This is a genomic window from Treponema sp. TIM-1 (genome assembly GCF_046533115.1).
GTDB lineage: Bacteria > Spirochaetota > Spirochaetia > Treponematales > Breznakiellaceae > JAIRMO01.
This window is the reverse complement of sequence record NZ_JAJQRC010000019.1, coordinates 1-21918: the sequence shown is the minus strand read 5'-3', so window position 1 is coordinate 21918 and position 21918 is coordinate 1. Positions and strand designations below refer to the sequence as shown.

Annotated in this window: 15 protein-coding genes and 1 tRNA gene; 7 read left to right on the top strand and 9 right to left on the bottom strand. The window is 54.2% G+C overall.

All coding sequences use genetic code 11. The features are described from left to right. Nucleotide 1: 1 nt before the first annotated feature. Complete coding sequence (locus tag LQZ21_RS08850) at nucleotides 2-1000, bottom strand: ABC transporter permease (RefSeq protein WP_411043941.1); 999 nt, start codon at nucleotides 998-1000, stop codon at nucleotides 2-4. A 244-nt stretch (nucleotides 1001-1244) separates the two neighbouring features. Between LQZ21_RS08850 and LQZ21_RS08845 the strand changes: the two genes are divergently transcribed. Beyond that, the gene (locus LQZ21_RS08845; protein WP_411043939.1) at nucleotides 1245-1544 is read left to right on the top strand and encodes a PIN domain-containing protein; all 300 of its coding nucleotides are present in this window, start codon (nucleotides 1245-1247) and stop codon (nucleotides 1542-1544) included. Further along, nucleotides 1522-1767 (top strand): hypothetical protein, encoded by a 246-nt coding sequence (locus LQZ21_RS08840; protein WP_411043937.1) that lies wholly within the window; start codon nucleotides 1522-1524, stop codon nucleotides 1765-1767. The genes LQZ21_RS08845 and LQZ21_RS08840 overlap by 23 nt, the downstream gene beginning before the upstream one ends. A 209-nt stretch (nucleotides 1768-1976) precedes the next feature. Here LQZ21_RS08840 and LQZ21_RS08835 read toward each other — a convergent pair. Beyond that, nucleotides 1977-2049 (bottom strand) — tRNA-Ala (locus LQZ21_RS08835). A 41-nt stretch (nucleotides 2050-2090) separates the two neighbouring features. Between LQZ21_RS08835 and LQZ21_RS08830 the strand changes: the two genes are divergently transcribed. Next, nucleotides 2091-3275, top strand: coding sequence for a glycosyltransferase family 2 protein (locus tag LQZ21_RS08830; protein WP_411043935.1), 1185 nt, complete (start codon nucleotides 2091-2093; stop codon nucleotides 3273-3275). Between the two features lie 246 nt (nucleotides 3276-3521). Here LQZ21_RS08830 and ilvE read toward each other — a convergent pair whose 3' ends face one another. The 5 genes from ilvE to LQZ21_RS08805 form a co-directional block, all read right to left on the bottom strand. Next, nucleotides 3522-4607, bottom strand: coding sequence for a branched-chain-amino-acid transaminase (gene ilvE / locus LQZ21_RS08825; RefSeq protein WP_411043933.1), 1086 nt, complete (start codon nucleotides 4605-4607; stop codon nucleotides 3522-3524). A 339-nt stretch (nucleotides 4608-4946) separates the two neighbouring features. Then, a complete protein-coding gene (locus tag LQZ21_RS08820) occupies nucleotides 4947-6944 on the bottom strand; it encodes an autotransporter outer membrane beta-barrel domain-containing protein (protein ID WP_411043931.1) in 1998 nt (665 codons plus the stop codon). A 492-nt stretch (nucleotides 6945-7436) separates the two neighbouring features. Beyond that, complete coding sequence (locus LQZ21_RS08815) at nucleotides 7437-8444, bottom strand: phosphatase PAP2 family protein (protein ID WP_411043930.1); 1008 nt, start codon at nucleotides 8442-8444, stop codon at nucleotides 7437-7439. A gap of 271 nt (nucleotides 8445-8715) precedes the next feature. Beyond that, nucleotides 8716-9915 (bottom strand): dicarboxylate/amino acid:cation symporter, encoded by a 1200-nt coding sequence (locus LQZ21_RS08810; protein WP_411043928.1) that lies wholly within the window; start codon nucleotides 9913-9915, stop codon nucleotides 8716-8718. A gap of 102 nt (nucleotides 9916-10017) precedes the next feature. Continuing rightward, nucleotides 10018-11289 (bottom strand): L-cysteine desulfidase family protein, encoded by a 1272-nt coding sequence (locus tag LQZ21_RS08805; protein ID WP_411043927.1) that lies wholly within the window; start codon nucleotides 11287-11289, stop codon nucleotides 10018-10020. A 282-nt stretch (nucleotides 11290-11571) separates the two neighbouring features. Between LQZ21_RS08805 and LQZ21_RS08800 the strand changes: the two genes are divergently transcribed. The 4 genes from LQZ21_RS08800 to LQZ21_RS08785 all read left to right on the top strand — a co-directional run bounded on the left by LQZ21_RS08800 (nucleotide 11572) and on the right by LQZ21_RS08785 (nucleotide 18801). Next, nucleotides 11572-14466 (top strand): PD-(D/E)XK nuclease family protein, encoded by a 2895-nt coding sequence (locus tag LQZ21_RS08800; protein WP_411043925.1) that lies wholly within the window; start codon nucleotides 11572-11574, stop codon nucleotides 14464-14466. Continuing rightward, nucleotides 14459-18076: a UvrD-helicase domain-containing protein gene (locus LQZ21_RS08795; protein ID WP_411043923.1), complete on the top strand. Its 3618-nt coding sequence runs from the start codon at nucleotides 14459-14461 to the stop codon at nucleotides 18074-18076. Before LQZ21_RS08800 ends, LQZ21_RS08795 begins: the two co-directional genes overlap by 8 nt. A 141-nt stretch (nucleotides 18077-18217) precedes the next feature. After that, entirely contained in the window at nucleotides 18218-18472 is a 255-nt protein-coding gene (locus LQZ21_RS08790; RefSeq protein WP_411043922.1) for a type II toxin-antitoxin system prevent-host-death family antitoxin, read from the top strand. A 2-nt stretch (nucleotides 18473-18474) separates the two neighbouring features. Continuing rightward, nucleotides 18475-18801, top strand: a complete 327-nt coding sequence (locus LQZ21_RS08785; RefSeq protein WP_411043921.1) for a type II toxin-antitoxin system RelE/ParE family toxin — start codon at nucleotides 18475-18477, stop codon at nucleotides 18799-18801. Nucleotides 18802-19294: 493 nt separating this feature from the next. Here the strand turns inward: LQZ21_RS08785 and LQZ21_RS08780 are convergent, their stop codons facing one another. Together LQZ21_RS08780 and LQZ21_RS08775 are read right to left on the bottom strand one after the other, a co-directional pair. Next, nucleotides 19295-21271 carry a leucine-rich repeat domain-containing protein gene (locus LQZ21_RS08780; protein WP_411043919.1) on the bottom strand — a complete coding sequence of 659 codons (1977 nt, stop codon included), beginning with the start codon at nucleotides 21269-21271 and terminating at the stop codon, nucleotides 19295-19297. Then, on the bottom strand, nucleotides 21268-21918 hold a 651-nt coding region (locus tag LQZ21_RS08775), incomplete at its 5' end, for a hypothetical protein (RefSeq protein ID WP_411043917.1). The genes LQZ21_RS08780 and LQZ21_RS08775, both read right to left, overlap by 4 nt.

Here is a 21918-nt window from a genome sequence, read left to right as displayed (position 1 = left end):
GTTACGGCCCCTTCCCCGGGCCGGCAGCCCCTCCCGTACCGCTCTTTCCCAGGGCGGCGGCCCGGATTCGCGGATCTATCAGGACATACACCATATCGATCAGCAGGTTCAACACCAAAAACAGGGCCACGAGGAACAACATAATACTCTGGACCAGGGGATAATCCGAGCCCTGGATCCCTTCGATTAAGAGGGCGCCGATACCCCCCAGGGCAAACACGTTTTCCACCAGGACCGCCCCCACCACCATGGTGCCGATCTGTATGCCCGCCACGGTAATCACCGGGATGAGGGTGTTTTTCAGGCAATGGGACACCACGATCCGGGTAAAGGGCGTTCCCTTGGCGGTCAGGGCCAGGGCGTAATTCGACTTGAGCTCCCCGATCATCCGGTCCCGGGTTATCCGGCCCATGAGGGCCACCATATTGAGGCTCAACGCAAAGGCGGGCAGGGCCAGGTAGTAGAGGTTTTCCCCAAAACTATGCCCCGCCCCATAGGCCGGAAACCACCGCAGCCGCAGAGAAAAGATCAACATCAACACCATGGCGTTGAGGAATACCGGGGAGGATACGCAGAAGATCATAAACGCCGACAGGACCCGGTCCAGGATGCTGTCTTTTTTGATCGCGCCGATCACCCCCCCGGGAATAGCCAGCGCCAAGGCAAAGACCGCACTCATCAGGACCAGCTGAATGGTGGTGGGGAGCCGGGAGGCAAGGAGGAAGGCCACCGGCTGGCGGTGCCTAAAACTATCCCCCAAATCCCCCCGAAGTGTATGGGAGATCCAGATAAGGTACTGCCGGGGCAGACTCTGGTCCAGGTAGTATTGGGCCCGCAGCGAAGCCTGGGTTTCATCACTGATCCGCCTCCCATTGGTGATGGACGCAATAGGATCCGAGGGGGTCAGACGGATAAGAAAAAAAATCGCCCCCGAAACCACCAGCAGAATCAGGATGAGGCTGACGAGCCGTTTAACCATATACCGTATAAAAAACGACACAGTTTCTAATATAACAAAATTTGAATAATTATACAAGATTTATACAAGCTGTTTCCTGAGCGAAAACATTTACGTTTTTATCCGGGATACAGCTGCGTCATCATTGAAAAACCTCTTACTATAATGTAGACTATAGCCTACATTAATCAACAAAGAAATAAAGGCTGGGAAGTTTGACCCCTATACATCGATATATGTTATCGACGAATTACAGGCGGACCCTGATCAGGAAAGCCGGGAAAGGATGTTACGGCTTATTGGGGAACATAACATCAAAGTCTTTGGAAAAGATGAAAAAACAGAACGCCTTGCGGAAATATACATTCGGGAAGGGGCAGTTAAGGCGACCTATCCCACGGATGCTCTGCATATTGCGATGGCGGCAGTCAATGACTTAGACTTTATTGTAAGTCTTAATTTTCAGCACATTGTAAAGCGGAAAACCATTGAAGCCACTGCCCGGATAAACAGCCGGGAAGGATACAGACAGATAGGGATATATCAGCCCTCGGAGGTGATCAATGACGATGACGAAAACGGTTAAGGACTATATGAACGACCCCCGGATATTGCATGACCGGGGGGTTATGGAAGCCCCCCGGTGCATTCGGGAAATACACGCCATCCGCCTGAAAATACAGGATGAAACCAAAACCATGACACCGGAGGAATTAGCCGATTATTACCGGAAAAGCCGGGAATTGGTTGATGCCGAATGTGCCCGACTTGGATTTAAGGTTCAATATGTAAATTCATCCTCATCTTGAAACGACTACTTAATTCGAGACTTGGCCTGCGGAGGTTTTGGAGATAAGGGGATTCGGCTTCCGGTCGTCAGCCTCCTGCTGACTCTCTCCAGCCCGCCTCCGCGCTTCGCGGTGCGTCCTTGCACCGCGCCCCCGTTCAAAGCTAACGCTTCGCCCGGGGTCAGCGCTCCGGTTCGAATCCCCCTTTACTGGGGTATGTGCTACTTTTTTGGAGATAAGGGGATTCGAACCCCTGGCCTATAGATTGCGAACCTATCGCTCTACCAACTGAGCTATATCCCCAAGCTGTTAAAATAATAACAAATAATGTATACTATGGCAATATGCCGATTTCGATGGTTTTGTATAATCTGTTTCGTTTCGGGTTTGCCCTGGTTTTTGGAGGCCTCCATTGCGCCCTTATGGTTGGAGTTTTCCGGGAATGGCGGTGGGATAGACGGGCGGCCGGACCGGGTTATGCTCCCCAGGATCGGGCGGGGGAAGACGCCGGAACGGAGGAAAACCCCCAGGTCTCGGTGATTATCCCCCTGCGGAATGAGGCCCGGCGCATGGCCGGGCTCCTGGAGAGTCTGGTCGGGCAGGATTACCCCCTGACGGAGTTTATCTTTATTGATGACCGATCCTCTGACGGGACCGCGGGACTGCTCCGGGGTTTTGCGGAACAACGGGAAGGGGTTATGGTCATCACCCTGAAAGAAAATCCCGGACCCAACCATAAACAATACGCCCTGAACCGGGGTATCGAAGCGGCTTCCGGGTCCTTGCTCCTCTTTACCGATGCGGACTGCGAGGTTCCCCCCTGCTGGATCAGGGCCATGATCCGGAGGATGCAGGACCCCCGGACCGGGGCCGCCATTGGGCCGGTTTTCAAAAAATACGGGGGAAAGGGATTTTTCCATCTTTACCAGTGTTTTGATCACGCGATACGGTATATGTATCTGGTCGGTTCCACAGGGCTCGGCGCCGCCGGCGGCGGCTTTGGGAACAACCTTATCCTGCGCCGGGAGGCCCTGCAAGCCATAGGCGGCTATGGGGCCATTCCCCCCTCCCCCACGGAGGACGCGGCCCTCATCTCCCGGATCCGCTCCCATTCGAACTACGCCATCCATTCCGCCTGCGGAAGCGACGTGCCGGTGATGACCCAGGGAGAATCCTCGTGGAAAGACCTGATCAACCAGACCCTCCGGTGGAATAACGGAGGGCTTTTTAGCCCCGACCGATCAACCCGGCTCAACTTCGGTTTTTTGATGGTCACCATATCCATGGGGATGTTGGCCATACCCCTCGTCCCCTTCATCCCCTCCCTGTGGCCCCTGCCCGGGGCGGTATTTTTTGCCATGATCCTGAACACCATTGCCACCCTGGGCCTTTTCAGGGCTTCCCTGCCTAAAAAAGGGGCTGCCTATGGGCTGCAGCTTATTTTTACCCCGATATATTTTACCTTTCTTACGATATTGGGCTTTTTCGGCATCAAAGTAGATTGGAAGGGCAGCCGGGTTTCTTCCTGAAGGGCAAGTAAAGAAGTCGACCACGAAGGCGAAAACAGGATTAGCCACGAATCACTCGAACACCACGAACAAAGAGGAAGAAATCACCACAAAGGCGCAGAAGGCGAAAAAGGGAATTAAGAATGAAAAGTGAAAAGCGGGCATTCTTCCTCACTCTTCATTTTTCCCTTTTAATTCTTCCCTTTCCTTCTTCGCCTTATTCGCCTTTGTGGTTAAATTCTTAATGTCATTGAGTGTTTTCGCGGATCAGCAGACCTTAACCATCCAGCCTTTGGGGTCCGGGAGGAGACCGTATTGGATCCCCTTGAGGGTATCCCGGATTTCCGCGGTGAATTCTCCCACCTTGCCGTTATTAAACAGGACCCTTTTGTCCCCGTGGGTGAGGGAGGCGATGGGGGTCGCTCCGGCGGCGGTACCGCTGACAAAACATTCCTTGACATCGGAAAAAACCTCGACTATCGAAATTTTCCGTTCCGAAACCGTTACCTTCCGGTCCTTTGCCAGCTCGATGATGCTGGACCGGGTGATGCCGGGCAATATGGTGTCCCCCAATGCAGGGGTTACGAGTTCCCCGGATTTAAGATAGAAGAAGATATTACAGGAGGAACCTTCTTCGATATATTGCCGGTATACCGCGTCCAAAAACACACATTCCATAAAACCCGCCTCCGCGGCTTCGTGCTTGGCCAGGGCGGAAATAACATAGTTGGAGGCGGCCTTGATCCAGCCGGTTCCCTTGGGGGTGGCCCGAATCCGCTCGGTGATTACCGCATCGGAGTTCCCTCCGGAAAAATAGGAGCTCACCGGGGTGGTAACCACCAGCACCCAGGGTTCCCGGGATATGTTCACCCCGATCCCCCCTTCGGTCGTGGTAAAGGGCCGGATATAAATTGAATCGGCGGTCATAAACGAGTCTTTTTCCCATTCCGGCTTATACTGGGGCCGGAATCCCTTCGCGGCGTTACGTTTTACCGTTTCCACACAGGCGCTGACAAAGGCGTCCTCCGGGAAGGGAGGCATATAGAGCCCCTTCATGGACCGGTGGAACCGGGCGGCATTCTGGTCAGGTCTGAAGATCGCAAGCCCCCCGTCTTTCTGGGGCAGGGCCTTGAGCCCCTCAAAACAGCCCAGCCCGTATTGACTGGTATACGAAACCAGGGGCATATCCGGATAAAAATTGCGGGAATCCGCCAGGGCAGCCCCTTCGGCCTCCCCCAAGGCGGCCTCTTCGGCAGGGGTTTTGTGGGGTTTTTCGAGATATTCCGCTTTCCAGGCCCCATTGGAATATTTTGAACGGTACACCACCGGATAACTGCTTAATGAAAACGCCATACCTACCTCCAGATTTATTTTATCATATAAATTTGACCGGCGATCGTCAATACCGGGGAAAGAGAGAGCGACCACGAAGAATGAGAAACGGAAGAGGTATCAACCACGAAGGCGAAAAAGGGGGGAAATGAAGGAAAAGTGAAGAATGGGGAGGGGGAAATCGTCCGGTTATTTTTGAAAATAACCGGACGATTTTTTTAAAAGAGAAGGCGGGTTGCGCTGTTTTGGGCCGGGATTACCCGGTTTACGGCCCCAGAGGGGCGGGCGCTGGCCGAAAAATTCGGCCAGCGCCCTTTGCGTCCCGCCATGCCGGCAATGAATGTACCGGGCACGGGCGAATTAAGTACGTTTCGTACTCACTCCAATGCTGAAAGCAGGAACTTCTGTCGGATTTATAAGCCCATTGTTTTGGAGCTTCACTCCGTTGAAGATAAGAATGGCTTTTTTGACGTTACCAGAACCATCGTAGTCAGCATCAATTAGCTGTAACTTGTTGGGGGTTCCAGCACTCGTTTTAATCTTAATATTAGCAGGAGCAGCTATGTCTGCTGCATTCGTACCATCTTTGCCAGTGGCGGACGTTTCTCCCACAACCGTACCAGCCGTAAGCTCAATTGCAGTTCCGCCGTTCCCAACACCGTCGTCCAGGACATCGTCTGCTGTGGTACCACTGACTGTTATCGAACCTATACCGAGATAGTCATCCGCTGTTCCAAGAGTAAAGAAGGTTGCCTTCAAATCAATGGCGTTTGTTAACTTGTCGGTGTCTCCCTTAATCGCTACTACCGCAGGCCTAAGCTTGTCACCCGCTACGCCGCCGGATACCGTTGTGTAACCTTGGACGCCGTCAATCACGATGGTACCGCCTAAAGCGGCTCCCTGTGCGTTAATCTTTCCGGATCCTGCGGTATCACCATAGGCTTCAATGGTGAGGACCTTCCCGGTCGGGATGATGAGGGTCGATGTACTCCCAATGCGGAGTTCCCCATCCCGGGGTACGGTGTAATCATCGATGGTAACGGTATACAGAGGTCCCGCTGCTGCCGTGATTGCCGTGATGGGGCGGGTTACTGCCGGGAAGGTGACGCCGTTGATGGTGCCGCCTTCGGCGGCGGTGAGGGTGGCGTTGGTGTCAAAGGTACTAAAGCCGTTGGCCTCCAGGGAGCCCTCTATCACCGAGGTCCTGAGTTTGTTAATGACACCGACTGTTGCGCTGCCTGGCGGTGTTACTGGGACGGTCGTTTTGTCTTCCGGCTTTATGACGATGGTGATCCCCGCCGCGTCTGTCGCGTTTGATCCGATATCCTTGGTAGTAGTAAAGGTCCCGCCCGGATTCACCGTGAGGCTTTCCAAACTGTTGAACGCCGCCTTCGTGGCAGCGGTGGTGTTAAAGGTTCCGTCCACCACCAGGGTCTTAACCTTGTCATAGGTGGCGGCGGTTGCCGTAAGGGTACCCGCCACGGTAAGGTCCGCAACATTATTGAACAAGGCGGCGTTTGCCGTAAGGGTGCCGGATACGGTAAGATTTTCAAGTCTGTTGAAGGTAGCAACGCTTGCCGTAAGGTTACCCGCTACGGTGAGATTCTTCAGAGCAGGGAGAGGATCAGCCGTGGTAAAGGTCATACCCGCGGGAACGGTGATGGTTTCCGCAGTATCAGGGTCTGATGTATTGTTGACCAGTGGCAGACTTATGGTTAACCGGCGAAGAGCCGTGGTCGGGACCTGCTGCGTAAGTTCGCTGGGTTTGATTGGCTGAGTAATCGCAACGGTACTGAGTAAGACCGTCCCCTTGGGAACCCAACTGAAGGCGGTTTTGACATCACTCAGGTCGCGAATCCCGCTCTTGATTTCCAGGGTTCCACCGTTGAAATATGCCTTCCCGGTACCGAGGATCTGTATCTCAATGTTCTTGCCGTGGATGTCCACCACCGAGTTCACCGAAAGCATACCGTTGATGACCTCGATGTTTCCGGCTATTACCCTGACCCTATGGCTGGAGTCAGCTGACAGGGTTCCCCCGCCCTCCACCACCAGGGTCCCGTTGACCTCAAGACCGTTGGTTGGGGTTACCTCACTGAAAAGGATTACGGTCTTGCCCACCGGTATCTCCTCAAGTGTGGAAAAGGTAGCAGCAGCACCAGCCTTGAAGCCGATGATTTGGTAATCGGGGTTGAGCAAAGCGGCGATGAGCGCGGTTTCGGTAGCTACCTCAATATCAACCAGCCGTTCCCCGATCATGATCGTGCCGGAGTCGTCGTCCGTAGCCTGGCTGCAACCAATAACCAGGAACACTGCGGATAATACCGCCATAAGCCAAAAAATAAGACCCTTTTTCATAGAGTCCTCCTTAGAATATATCGCCCGAAATGAAATTCCAGGCGTCTCCGGCGTCATACGACACCGGAGCTTAAAAAGAGGACTTACGCATTGTAATTATTACCGGATTAGGCTATAATTATTAGTGTGTAAGTGCAACCCCGGTGGCAGCGTTGTCTTGGCTAGGCTTGCGCTACCCCGGGGTCCCTCTTTCTAGAGCCCCGCTATATATTGCGGCTTGACAATGTGCCGGGCCGCTATGATTTTCTTACTAAAAATGTACACTAATATTATATCACACTTTTGTCAAGAAATCTTGTTTTTCTGAAAAAAAATTCAAAAAAACGTAAAAAATGCTCCCTCACCCTTTTTACCCCCATTTGGGACGCTTCCAAATGCCCAAAACCTAATTAAGAAATTTACCATGAAGGCAAAAAAGAGAAGAGTCTCACCCCCCCCGCCTCTCTCTTAACTCCTCTCTCCTAACTCCTCCCTTCTTCATTCTTCCCTTCTTCATTTTTCCCGGGGAACAGCCAAGCCAAGGCGGAGGAAAAGCCAGGGGGCGCCGGCAGCGGCCCAGAGGCCCAGGAGGCCGTAGCGGAGGAAACGGCCCAGCTCGTAATGCCCCGGACCAAAAAGGGAATCCCTGCCCAGCAGGAGGGAATCTTCCCCCAGCAGGAACTTGAGCCCCTGGTATAGCACGGCGGTTCCGGCCATCCCCAGGACAAACCGGATCCCCCGGAAGACCAGGCCGGATTTTACCCCTAGTATGGTCCCCGAAAATTTCCCCCGGACCTCCGCGGAGGCTGAAAAGGGAAAATAGCTGCGCATCAGGAGGTAGCCGGCGCTAAAGCCCAGGAAAAGCGCCCCAAAACGCCGATCCCCGGGGTACAGGGCGTTCATGCCGAAGGCCAGCGCCGCGGCCCCGATCATCAAGATCCGCATTCCCCCGGCGGCCGGGAGCCGCTCCAGGGGGGGCAAAAGAACATACCACGCCCCCAGGATGACCAGGGCGAGGAGCCATCCCCCCAGGAGGTCCGTGGGGAAGTGAAGGCCCAGGTACAGCCGGGTAAACCCGATAATCAGGGTAATACTGCCGGCGATGAGCCATGCCCGCCGCTTTCCCAGGGCGCCGGGAAGCGCGGCGGCCCAAAACACCAGGGACAACTGGGCGTGGCCCGAGGGAAGGCCGTAGCCGGAAGCGGCGCCTATCCCCACCGAAGGGTCCAGAAAATAGGGCCGGGGCTGTTTCAACAGGACCTTTAAAGCGCTGTTTGTCCAGGACGAAAAGAGCAGCAGCAGGGTCCAACGGCACCCTTTTTTTTCATCGATACACCAATACACCAGGAGGACCGCCGGGACATAAAATACCTCGGATCCCAAGAGGGTGATAGCCTTGATAAGCGCCGTCAGCGCCGGGTTTTCTATGGTTTGGATGGTCCGTACCAATTCCAAGCCCCATTGGTAAACGACACCCCAGGACCGGGCCTCCCCGGCGCTCAGTAATCCAATACTGTCCATGGGGTAAGCCTAACGGTTAGGGGAAACTCGGTCAACAGTCAAGCAAGGGGCCCAAGGAGAGATTTTAACCACAAACCTCACGAACCACACGAACAGAAACAAAGACAAATTGGCGTTTTCACCGATAGTTCTTTCCTCCTTTTCCACGAACAAAGAAGAGAATTCAGGTATAAATTCCGAAATATCGAAGCAAAAGTTCGTGATGTTCGTGTCGTTCGTGGTTAATCCTATTCTTCCTTTGTGGTTAAAATTCTTTGCAGTTAAACATTCTTCACAGTTCCACTGCCAGGTTTTGTTCCTGTAAATGGTGTTTTTCCGCAAAACCGGTCAGTATCAAGGTGAGGGCGCCGTCGCCGGTTACATTACAGGCGGTACCAAAACTGTCTTGCAAGGCGAAAATGGTAAGCATCAGGGCGGTGCCGTTCGCGTCAAAGCCGAGGACGCTGATGATTAAGCCCAGGGACGCCATCACCGTGCCGCCCGGGACCCCGGGCGCCGCAATGGCGAAGATACCCAACAGCAGGCAGAACAGGATCATGGTACCGGGGACCGGGAACACGCCGTAGAGGATTTTGGATACCACCATGACAAAAAAGGTTTCGGTAAGTACCGAGCCGCAGAGGTGAATATTGGCAAACAAGGGTATGCCGAAGGCCGCCATATCCCTGCGGAGGGTGCCTTCGTCGGCGGCTTTATTCGCACAGCTCAATGCCACGGGCAGGGTTGCGGCGGAAGACATGGTACCGACCGCGGTTAAATAAGCCGGACCGTAGCACTTTAAAACCTTAAGGGAATTCCTGCCCGAATAGATACCGGCGACGGTATACAAGACGGTAAGCCAAAGGTAATGACCAACCATGACGATAAGAATGACCATGAGGAATACCGGAAGCTGCCGGGTAATGGTGCCTTCGTATGCGAGTCCGCAGAAGGTACAGCCGATAAAAAAGGGCAGCAGGGGAATGATAACCATCGTTACCACCGCTACAACGATTTTCTGAAATTCATCCAGAAGGGCTATGGTGAATTTTGCTTTTGTCCAAACCGCCGCCAGTCCGATAAAAAGCGCCAGCACTAACGCACTCATTACCGGCATGATCTGGGGTATCATAAGCTCAAAGATAACCTTGGGCAATTCACGGTTTTCTGCAACATTGGACACAATATTGAGATGCGGGATAATGTTATATCCGGCAAGCATGGATATGAAAGCGGCGCAGATGGTGGAAACATAGGCAATCACCAGGGCAACCCCCAGAATTTTGGATGCGCTGTTTCCCAGCTTGGTTATTGACGGCGTTATAAAGCCAAGAATAACCAAAGGAATGGCAAACATGATGACTTGACTCAGAATCCTTTGTACGGTCATCACGATCTGCATCACCACTTCATTGGCGGCAAGCCCCAGCACTATGCCTATCGCCAACGCAAGGATCAGGCGAAACGGCAGACTTTGAAACAACTTTTTCATTTTTTTACTCCTTTTAAATTTCGCATTAAATTTCGCAGCTTCGCCGCCATAAGGCGGGAAATTGCAAGAGGGTGAGACAACCAACCGGGTTGTCAAACAAATCTATGCTTCCAACATCAGTTGGATGATCTCTTCATCTGTTTTACGCATGCCCTCCTTGCCAAGATAACTGATATTCCGGATGGTTTCTTCAAGGCCGTGGGCAATAATGCCGTCGCCCCCGTAGAACTGCTGACCGTTTTTAAACATGGTGTACCCCATGATACCGGCCTCCACCGACGCCGCAATTTTTGCCGCGCAGGATGCTTTAGCGCCGTCACAGACGATCCCCGACACGATAGCCAGGGCGTTAACAATGGTATGGGAAATTTCTTCCAGGCCGCCGCCATCCAAATAGGCAATGCCCGCGCCTGCCGCCGCACCGGCGCTTACCACCCCGCAGTAGGCGGAAAGCCTTCCGATACCGGTCTTTAGGTGAATGGTAATGAGGTTTGCCAGGACCAGCGCCCGGATCAGCTTCTCGTGCCCCACCCCAAGTTCCTTGGCATACTCAATCACCGGCAGGGAGGTAGCCATACCCTGGTTCCCGCTTCCCGACACAATGATGACCGGCATTTCACAGCCGCTCATACGGGCATCGGACCCTGCCGCGGCCGCCGCTTTAGCGCGGATCTGAATGCCGCTGCCGTAGTTTTTTATCAGTACCTTGCCGATATTTGCTCCGTAATCGTTCTTAAGCCCCTCCGCGGAAATTGCGGAATTATACGCAATTTGGCGCTCTATCGTGGATCGCACATCCTCCAGGGCAACGCTTTCCGCAAAATCCAAAGCCCCCGCAATGGTCAACAGGCTCCGGTCTGTTTCCTCAGGTTCCTGTGAACTGTTTTGCTCAAAGACGGGCTTGCCGTCTTTTTCAATGAGCGAAATATTGGTATGGGAATCGGTGATCCGGACCCTGGCAGAAGAAGATCCCGCAAAAACCGTGATGTTGATGTCGAAGATCTTGCCGGTTTTTGCCACCTTCACGTCCATGGGCGTTTTCTCAAGGAACGCCTTTGCCGCTTTCTTTTGCGCATCTGCAATACCGGCAATTACCTCAAGTTTTTTATCGGCCTTTCCCGCCACAATACCCACTGCGGCCGCGGCTTTTATCCCTTTAAGTCCGCCGGTATTCGGCACCACCACGCTTTTAACGTTTTTTATTATGTTTCCGCTGACTTCTATTAAAACCCGTTCAGGACAACACCCCAGGGTCTTGCGGGCCCAGGCCGCCGCAAGGGCAATGGAAACCGGTTCGGTGCAGCCCATGGCGGGAATTAATTCTTCTTGTACTATGTTTAGATAATTTTCATAACGGGGATCTTTTTTATCCACCTTTTCCTCCGGTAATTCTCTCTTTTCCCTCCTTGTTTTTATCATAATGAATTATTCCGCTAATAGCAAATAAATGTAAAAAAAACACGAACCACACGAAAAACACGAACTTTCACTTCAATATCCTAGAATTAATATCTGAATTCTATATTTTGTTCGTGATGGTTCGTGACGTTCGTGGTTTTTTCTGTCTTTTGTTGAAACTGAGCATTGCTGCTTTGGGGAAATTCTCCCTTGCCAGCGGATCTGAATTTATTATAGAATGATTCGATTGGGGTTTGGATGAATCAAGTTTTGGAAATTATTTTCCGGGAAATAAAAAACCGGAACAGCTGCTTTGTGTTTCCCTCGGAGATCGCTGCGTTGACCTGGGCGCGGAAAATAAACGCCTTTACCGGGGAACGTTCCGTGGCGGTAAACCGCTTTCTCGCCTGGGACCGGTTCAAGGAAACGGCGGTCCGGGCCGAGGAGCGGGATCAAGAACCGGTTTCCCAGGTGATAAGAAAACTCTTTACCCACCAGCTGGTCGGAAAAAACGCCGAAGCCGCCCGGGAATTCAACGCCGCTTCCGTGCCCAAACCCGGCGCCCTCCCGTTTAGTTCCCTGATTCCCCGGGAATTCGCCGAACAGGGGAATATCTTTGCCAAAGAGATTGCGGGGATCCTCCCCTCCCTGGCCCTGTTAAAAAGCCGGCAGGAAAAGGCTCCCCCGGTGGTTCCCGATGATGAGGATCGGGATTTCGTTGTCCTGGAAAAAGAATACGCCGGTTTCCTCAATCACTATGGGTTTTTTGAACCATCCTGGGAAAAGCCGCCCCTGCAGGATAAGACTTCGGTATACTACATTTTTTTTCCCGAAGCCATCGAAGATTTTTCCGAATATGCGGATCTGCTTCAGGGGGAACCCACCATTCATCTGGTCCGTCTGGCCGATCCGGAGACGCGCCCTTCCCTGTACTTCTATGATTCCCAGCGGGCGGAGATCCGCGGCGCGGTCCTGGAACTCCGCCGGCTCCACGAAGATGGGGGCATCCCCTATGATGATATGGCGCTGAGCGTTGTGGGGCTGCAGGACGTGGAACCCTATCTGTTACGGGAACTATCCCTCTACCACATCCCCTTCCGCCGGCGGGCGGGAAAGCCCCTGGGGGACTATGGCACGGGGAAACTTTTTTCGCTGATCAATACCTGCGTGGTAAATAACTTTTCATTCTCCGCCCTCAAGGCCCTGCTCCTCAACGAACACCTGCCCTGGGAGGATCCGGAGCGTAACGATGAATTAATTGAATTCGGGATAAAAAACAACTGTGTTTCGGGTTTTTTTGATCACGGCCGGCCGGTGGATATTTGGGTTGAGGCGTTCCGGCGTTCCCGGCGGGAGGAGCGGCTGCGGGATTATTATGAACGGCTGAAAACCCACCTGAGCTCCCTGACGGCATCCCGGAGCTTTCGGGATATCAGAAACCGGTACTTTGCCTTCCGGGGACGGGTCTGGGAAAAATCCCCCGGCCCGGAACGGATCCGCGCGGCCTATCCCGAGGCGGCCCATCCTGAGTCGGTGTTTCCGGGCTTCCTCTCCCGGGATAATTGTACCGACGAGGGGGACGCCGTATTGGCCCGCTGCATCGAGGAACTTTCGGCCTTGATCCGGCTTGAAGAGGACTATCCCGGCATGATGCCGCCGTCACCCTTTGGTTTTTACCTCGACACATTGCAGGAAAAACAGTATGTTCCCCTGCGGCCCGATTCGGGGGTGAATATTTTCCCCTACCGGGTCGCCGCGGCCGCCCCCTTTTCTGCTCATCTGGTCCTTAACGTGACCCAAAACGCCGCCACCGTGCTGTATGAACCCCTTACGTTTCTGCGCCGGGACAAACGGGATAAGCTGGGCATAGGCGAGGTGGACGCCTCCCCGGCTTTTTTTCGGCTCTATCAGCTTGAACCCCGGGGAACCTTTACGCCCATAACCCGGTTCAGCGCTTCGGAACGGACCTTTTCAGGCTGGGCCATACCCCATAGCTATTTTTCCGGCAGCACCGGCGCCGCACCGCCCGCCGGGGAGGATCCCTTTATCCAGGAACGGGACTGGTGGGCCGGAAACGGATATGCGCCGGATTCGCCCTCCCCGCAATTTCCCCGCCGGCTTTTTCCCCTGCAAAAAGCGGGCTTTGACCAATGGCGGGCCCTGCTCGACCCGCAGGGAACCGCAGGCTTCGACATCCTCCACCGGCCATTCCCCCCGGGGGAGACCTACACCGGGATGCTCCAAGAGCGGATCGGGGCGGTACAAAAAAAACACGATTTGGGGGACTACCTCAAGGTTTCCGCCACGGATCTAAACCAATTCTTTTATTGCCCGGTCTATTGGCTCTATGGAAAGATCCTGGCGGTCGAGGGTTTTTCCCCGGAGGCAAAACTCCTGGACGACGCTTCCCTGGGTTTATTGTACCATGAGATCCTGAAAAACCTCTTTGCCCGGATCCGTGAAGAAGACCGGGTGTTTATGGTCGAGCATATAGAAACCTACCGGGACTGGATCCGCCAATACACCGATGAGGCGGCCCATAACTATCCCGCTTTTCAGGGGCCTTTGGCGGTACCCCTCCTGGTGTCCCAGTCTGCGGCCATAGCCAAACGGCTGGGGCGGCTCCTGGAAGTGGAGGCGCGCTATTTTGCCGGATATGCCGTGGCGGAGCTGGAATATTCCCTGGAATTGGCTGCGGGGAACCTCTTCTTTAACGGACGGCTTGACCGGGTTTCCCTCTCCCCGGAGGGGGATCCCGTGATTATTGATTATAAAACCGGCGACACCCCCACAAAAAAGGAAAGTACCCATACCGAAGATTCCCCCCTGGCGGATTTTCAAATGCCCATGTATACCAGCCTATACGAGGAAAAAACCAACCGCGCCGTACAAGGGGCCTTTTTTGTGAGTATCAATCAGCGGGAGGTGGCGGCGGTTATCGGGTCACCGGGCAAAAAACGGGGGCATACCCGGGAGGCCTATCAGGAAACCCTGGACGCCTTTAACGACTATGTGAAACAATTTTCCGCCGCCGTGAATTCCCTGAATTTTTCTCCGGGAAAACCGGAGCTTCAGAAATGTCTGGGTTGTGATTATAAGGCGGTTTGCCGCACCACCTTTTCGTTGAATGACCGGGAGAAAAACCATGGCTGATAACCAGATCCTTGCGGAACTTGACCGGGAACAGCGGGAAGCGGCGGCGGCGGAGACCAATGTGGTGGTTGCCGCCGGAGCGGGTTCGGGCAAGACCAAGGTGCTGGCCGCCCGGTATGCCTGGCTGGTGATGGAACGGAAATACCGGGTAGAGGAGATTCTTACCCTCACCTTTACCAATAAAGCGGTAAACACCATGTACAGCCGTATCTACGGCCTGCTCGCGGAACACCAGGATAACCCCGAGGCCTGCCGGGGCATCCAGGATTTTTACAAGGCCCACATCTCCACCCTGGACTCTTTTTGCACCCGGATTGCCCGTACCGCGGCCCGCCGTTACGGCATCACCGCGGATTTTGTCATCAATGACGGAGGGGTACAGAAACTTGCCCGGGACGCCGCCCTCCCCTTTGTGCTGAATCACCGGGACCAGGAGGCCCTGCAGCTTTTAATGGCCGACCGGAAGATCCGGATCCTGGCGGAGGAACTTTTTGCCGGGGTGGTGGTCAAATACAGTCCCATCAGTAATCCCCTGGATTTTGATTCCTTTAAACTGGCCCAGGGTGAGGAGCTGCTGCGGCAATGGGATAAAAAAACCGGGGAAGTGACGGATCTGATCGCCCATATCCGGCGGGAGCTGGCGGGGATCAACAAAAAAAGTAACGGCTTTTATCTTAGAATTACCGGGGCCCTGGCCGAACCCCTCCCCCAAACCCCGGACATACGGGGGCTGCTGAAAAAAAACGGTTTTTTGCCGGCTTCCGGCGAAGCCGGCGATCCGGACCAGGCCGGGGAGGTCCTGGGGCAAACCATAAGCCGGTATTTTGCCTACCTTTTTACGTTAAAATCCCAAGGCCACCAGGGGAGTACGGGGGAGGAATTTGTCCTCCTCAAAGAATATCTCAACGAGTTCAGGAACCGCCTCTACGGGGAACTTGAGTCCATCGCCAATATGGCCCTCCAAAGCGGGCTCATCGCCGGGGTGTTCCCCCTGGTGGAGGAGTTTCAGGGGCAGTTCAACCGGCAGAAGCGGGAGGCGGGGCTGCTGAGTTTCCAGGACATTGCCCACCTCGCGGTGGATGCCCTTGCCCGGTATCCCGATATCAGAAAGATATACAAGGATATGTTCCGGGCGATCATGATCGATGAGTTTCAGGATAATAACCGTTTGCAGCGGGATTTGATTTTTTTACTTGCCGAAAACCCAAACCGTATGGAGCCGGGGATCCCCGGACCGGAGGAGCTTTGTCCGGATAAACTTTTTTTTGTGGGGGACGAGAAACAGTCGATTTACCGTTTTCGGGGCGCGGATGTTTCGGTGTTCCGCAGTCTTGCCCGGATCCTCTCCGGCGCTTCCAGGGGCAAAAGCAGCCTGAACCTGATCCACAACTACCGGTCCAACCCCATCCTGATAGGGGCCTTTAATTTTATTTTCGGCGGCCTCGCGCCTACCCCCCCTGAAGATGCCCCGGATGACCCCGCATTTCCCGGGGTATTTCTCCCCGCGGACGGGGAGCTTCCGGATTTTGAGGCGTCCTACCACCGGATCCATCCCTCCCCATCCCGGACCGTGGCTCCCGAAGCATGGCGGAATCCGCCGGTTTATTTCTGCTTTCTTGATAAGGACCAAATGCCCGAAAATGATCCCGGGAGGCTTTCCGCCCCGGATCTGGAAGCGGCTTTCATCGCCGCCCGGATTCGGGAGATGGTTGATTCGGCCTACCTTATTGAGGAGCGGGACCAGGGAACCGTAAAAAAGCGGCCCTGCGCGTATGGTGATTTTGCGGTACTCCAGCGTTCCTATACCCATCAGATCTTTCTGGAAAAACAATTTAAGGCCTTCAACATTCCCTTTACCGCGGACAAACCCGCGGGGCTTTTTACCGACGCCCCCATCAACGACCTCTATCACCTGCTGCGGCTCCTGGTGTACCCCGAGGACCGGATCTCCTATGCGGCCCTGATCCGCTCGCCCTTTATGCGCCTGAGCGATCTCACCCTGTCGGTGTGCATGTTGCAGGAAGGGCCTCCCTTTGACGAAGCCCTGGACAGCCAGGTCCCCCCGGAGGAATTGGCCCGTTATCGCCAGGCCCGTGCCCGGTACCAGGCCCTGACCGAGGCGGCCCGGACCCGCTCCCTTACCGGTTTGTTGACCACGCTTTGGTACGAAGAGGGGTATCGGTATGAAACCACCTGGTCGGCATCTTCCCAGATCTACGGAGAATTGTTTGATCTGCTCTTCGAACTGGCCCGGCTCACCGAACTACAGGGGGAGACCCTGGTGGATTTTGTCGATTACCTGGAGGGCCTGATGGAGGGGGAGGAAAGACTCGACGACCTGGATGTTCCGGTGGAAGGGGTGACCGGGGTGCGGCTCATGTCGATCCATAAAAGTAAGGGCCTGGAATTTCCCGTGGTTTTTGTTTATTATTGCAACGGCAGGGGGGCCCATAATACCAACCCGCGTCCCCTGTATTTTAATGAAAAATTCGGCATCACCCTGAACCTGCCCCAGGCGGAAGAACTGCCCGGGGACAGCGGTAATTATTTTTTTAACCGCCAAAAGGAGGAGGAAGCGGCAAAAAACATCGCCGAACTGCGGCGGCTCCTCTATGTGGCCATGACCCGGGCAGAATGCGCCCTCTTTTTAACCGCCTCCCTTCCGGAGCGGACCGTAAAAGAACAGGAGGGTTTTGACCCGGAAGCGGGGGAATATACCCCGGAAGCCATAAGGGACCGGCTGATCCAGCTTTATGCAAAAGAAGAGAGGACTATCGCCAGTTTTTTTGACCTGCTCCTCCCGGTCCTGGTCTCCTCCGGCGCACCGCCTTTTTCAATTCAGGCCATCCCCGTGGTATCCCGGGAGGAACTGAGAACACTAAGCCGGATCTCCGGCAAGACCACGCCCCATAAGGAATCGTCCTTTTCCCTGGAGGAAGCGGCAAAAGCCGCCGCGGCCTTTTATGCTCAGGCAGAGCTTATCGCCGAGCCGGCTTTGATCCGCTCCCTGATCCCCGCAAGCAGCCTCCACTACCCGGCGGCGGATCAGGCCGGGGAGGATGAGGATGAACTCAGCCGGCTCCTCAAACGGGCAAACCTGGACCCGAACGATTTTGGTACCCTGGTCCACGATTTTGTGGAGGCCCGGTTTACCGGGCGGAAGCCCCGGCTCCGGCTCCTTGCCGGATTGGATGAAAAAAATGCAACCCTGATCGCGGCCGCAGCCCGGGATATGGAGGACCGTTTTTTCGCTTCCGATCTGGGTCAACAGAGCTTACAGGCAACATACCGGGAAACGGAATTCCCCCTCATGACTTTTTCAACCCTGAAGGGAAGGACCTTCACCATCACCGGTCAAATCGATCTGCTCTTTGCATGGGAAGGAACCATCCATGTGGTGGATTTTAAAACCGACCGGACCGAGGACCCGGAGCGCCACCGGGGACAACTGACGGTTTATGCCCGGGCGGCGGGGGATATATTCGAGAAACCGATCCGTTCCTGGCTCTTCTTTCTCCGTACCGGCCATGCGGTAGAGCTTACCCCCCGGATACAGGATGGGGATATAGAAAAATTACTCGCCGAAGGATTAGCAGCCGGTAAACACTAAACAGCCATACCCGTGCAGAATTAAGAAATTCACCACAAAGGCGCATAAGGCGAAAAAGGAAATTAAGCATGAATGGAATAAACCTTGAAAAAATATCATTCTTTTGATAATATAATGTTATAGAAATCATTGGAGGATTATATGCCAGCTATAAGGAAAAGCGCGGATTTAAGGAATGCATATAGTGAAATTTCTGAATTTTGCCATAAATATAGAGAACCCGTATTTATCACAAAAAACGGGGAAGGAGATCTTGCCGTAATGAGCATAGAGACATATGAGGATTTAATTGGAAAAAGAAAATTATATAATTTATTGGAGGATGGTATAAACGATCTAAAGAATGGAAATATATTAACGGAAGAAGAAATGGATAAAGAATTGGATTTAATGTAGAAATGTATAAATTGTTTTTCACAAAAAACTTTAAAGATGATGTACAACAGTCTATAAAGTATATAAAACATACGTTACAAGCCCCGGTTGCGGCAGAAAGATTAAAAGAAGAAATTAAACGGACTTACAAAATCACAAAAGATACACCCTTTATTTATCCTGTAGTACCAAATGATTATTTGGCATCAATGGGATTTAGATTTACAATGGTAAAAAGATATATGTTATTTTATATAGTTGAGGAAAAGCAAATAAACATAATCCGATTTCTTTATGGACATAGAGATTGGATAAATATATTAAACAATACAAATGTAATAGAAAATTAATGACTCTCCCCGCCCTGAAGGGGGGTATCGTCGTTCGCAAGGAAATTTATTGTACTGCCGGGTCTCAACCCCGCCATTTTTTGCGGGTTCAAGAATTCGCCCTGAAGCTCCCCCGCCGAAAGGCGGGTTCTTGGGTATTCGACCCGGCTTCGAATAAAAAATCTATTGCATATACTCCATAAAATCATCTAATGGGGCATCAAAATCATCCGTCATCTAAAATCATATCTGCCATATATGTTTTTGCTTCAGCATATAGTATACCCTATGTGTGAATATTTATCAAGAGTTGTTTTGTATGATTTTTTATACACGGCCAATTTGTTCCAACCAATAGCACATAACGGTCTGCCTTATGCCTTTGCCGTAAAACTTTCTACCCCCATTATCTAAACGTTTAGACGTTACCGTCTACCAAGAGTTTCGGCAAAGCCGAAACTCCGGGGGCGCCTCTTCGCGGGTTGCCCGGCACAGAGGCCGCGGTAACCAATGCTTACGGCGCGGTGGCTATCGTCAAATTGATGTTGCTGTTAACATTAACCGACACCCCCCCATTAGCAAAGCTGCTACCGTCCCAGCCCCTGCCCCGGAAACCGTTGCCCCAGCAGACGGTACTGTCGGTACTGCTCACCGCAAGGGACGTACCGTAGGCCGAAGTATTGGGCACCTTGACGGTTACGGTTTTGGGAGAGCCAACGCCGATGAAAATATTTACCGCAAGCGCGGGCGGCGACGCGCCCAGGGTAACGGTGAGGGTCTCCGTGCCGGTATAGCCGAAGACGCCCCCAGCGAAACTTGTTGCCGAGGGGAGGTTTACCGATTTCAGGGCATTGCAGTCGTAGAAGGCGGCATAGCCGATGGTTTTCGCCGCGGGGAGGTCCACCGATAACAGGGCATCAGAGTAGGCGAAAGCATCACGGCCGATAGTTGTTGCCACGGGGAGGTATATCGTGGTCAGGGCATTGCAGAAGGAGAAGGCGCCATCGTTGATGGTTCTCGCCGCAGGGAGGTCTACCGAGATCAGGACGTCGCAGTTAGCGAAGGCGGAACTGCCGATGGTTGTCGCCGCGAGGAGGCTTATCGTGGTCAAGGCGTCGCACTCGGCGAAGGCGTTAGTGCCGATAGTTCTCGCCGCGGGGAGGTCTACCGAGATCAGGGCGCCGTTGCGAAAGGCGGAAGTGCCAATGGTTGTTGCCGATGGGAGGCTTATCGTTTTCAGGGCGTCGCAGTCGGAGAAGGCGGAACTGCCGATGGTTCTCGCCGCGGGGAGGCTTACCGTTTTCAGGGCGATGCAGTCGCTGAAGGCGGAACTGCCGATGCTGGTTGCCGCAGGGAGGCTTATCGTTTTCAGGCCGGTGCAGCCGCTGAAGGCGGAAGTGCCGATACTGGTCGCCGCAAAGAGGTCCAGCACCTCGAGGGCGGCGCAGCCGGAGAAAGCGTCATTACCGATACTTGCTGCATCGGGGAGGCTTGCCGTGGTCAGGCCGGTACAACCGCTAAAGGCCTCATTGCCGATGCTGGTTGCCACGGGGAAGCTTACCGTGGTCAGCGCGACGCAGTCGTAGAAGGCCGCTTCACCGATGCTTGCCGCCTTGGGGAGGCTTACCGTGGTCAGGGCGTCGCAGCCGCTGAAGACGTCAGCGCCGATATTTGCTGCTGCGGGGAGGCTTACCATGGTCAGGGCATCACAGCCGCTGAAAGCGTAACGGTCCACGTCCCTTATGCCCGCGCCGAAAACGCTGCCCAGAACCGTGTAGCGCTTAAAAGCCGAGGCGAACACCGCGCCCCCCACGATTCTTTCCGCCTCGCCGGGCAGGACCAGGGACACGACCCTGTTTTCACCGGTATGGTCCGGCCCGGGGTCAAAGGTGCGGTCGCCGTAGAGGCCCCCGCCCGCTATGTCCGTACTCGCCGTACAGGCCGAGAGGTCCAGGGCAACATACTTGCCCCCGTTTTGTATCGCAATAAGGATCTCCCGCCAGGCCTGGGCAGACAACGCCAGGCCTACCGGTACGGGAATGGGTTCCTTATCGGTTCCGGCATAAACCTTGGCCGCTATGGGGAGGTAGGCTTCGATCTCCGCGGCGCTCCTCAGGGGCCGCGCCGTAACCACCACCGTATAGTCCACCTGGGCGCCGTTCTCCATCAGCATGGTGTAGATCTTCGGCGTGGAGAAGTCCCGGGCCGTATCCGGCGCCGGGGTAAGGGTCCCCCCCTTATACCCGATGATGGGCGCCGCGTTCCGCAGATCCGTCAGGGTCTGCTCCACCGTGTAGAGGGGGACGTCCCGGACATAGATGGTGGTCCCCGCGATCTCGCCCTTAATCCCCGCGACGGAGAAGGACGTAATCCCGGTGGCGGGAAGGCCGGTGGTGTCCCTGCCGGAGTCGGAACCGATTCCTTCCAGGGGCTGGGAACAGCCGGCCAGCACGAGGATTACGGCTATGACTGCCCATACTAATTTTTTCATGGTAATACTCCTTTTTCTTCAGCATCTTTTAACTTGGTTTCAATGCGGTGGCTATAACCCAGGGACACTTTGTGGTTCACCTGGTCAAAGTCCGTGCGCAGGGTATAGGCTATCGTAACGTAAAGCCAGTCCCGGCCGATGTGGAGCCCCGTGGTGGCGTCCATGGCAGGAACCAGATAGGTCCGGTTTTTACCGCCGTCGGTATGAAAAGCCGCCATAAGTCCCCCGCCCATGCCGGCGTACCAGCCCAGGCGGCGGTCCCGGACCTTTCGGGGGAGGTAGCCGTTGATATGGATAAAGGGGTAGAGGGAAATATCATAGCCCGTCTTTGCCTGGCCCCGTTCGCCGTGGACCGCGCCCACATCAATACCCAGTTCCAGGATGGTATAGGGGAGGAAGGAGGCGGTTCCCTGAATGGTGCCGATGACCCAGGGTGCGGTAAACGAGGTACCCAGCAAGGCCCCCACGGACCAGAACCGCTTGTCCCCGGCAAAGAGAGCGGGCCCCTCAGGGAGTTCTTCCGCCGGAAGCGCGGTACAGAGCATGAGGAACAGCAGCAGTAAAACAGGAAATTTAGCTAAATTGCGGGGGGGGGGGGGGGGGGGGGAAAAAAAGGAAAAATGAAAAGAAAAAAAGGAAAAAGGGGG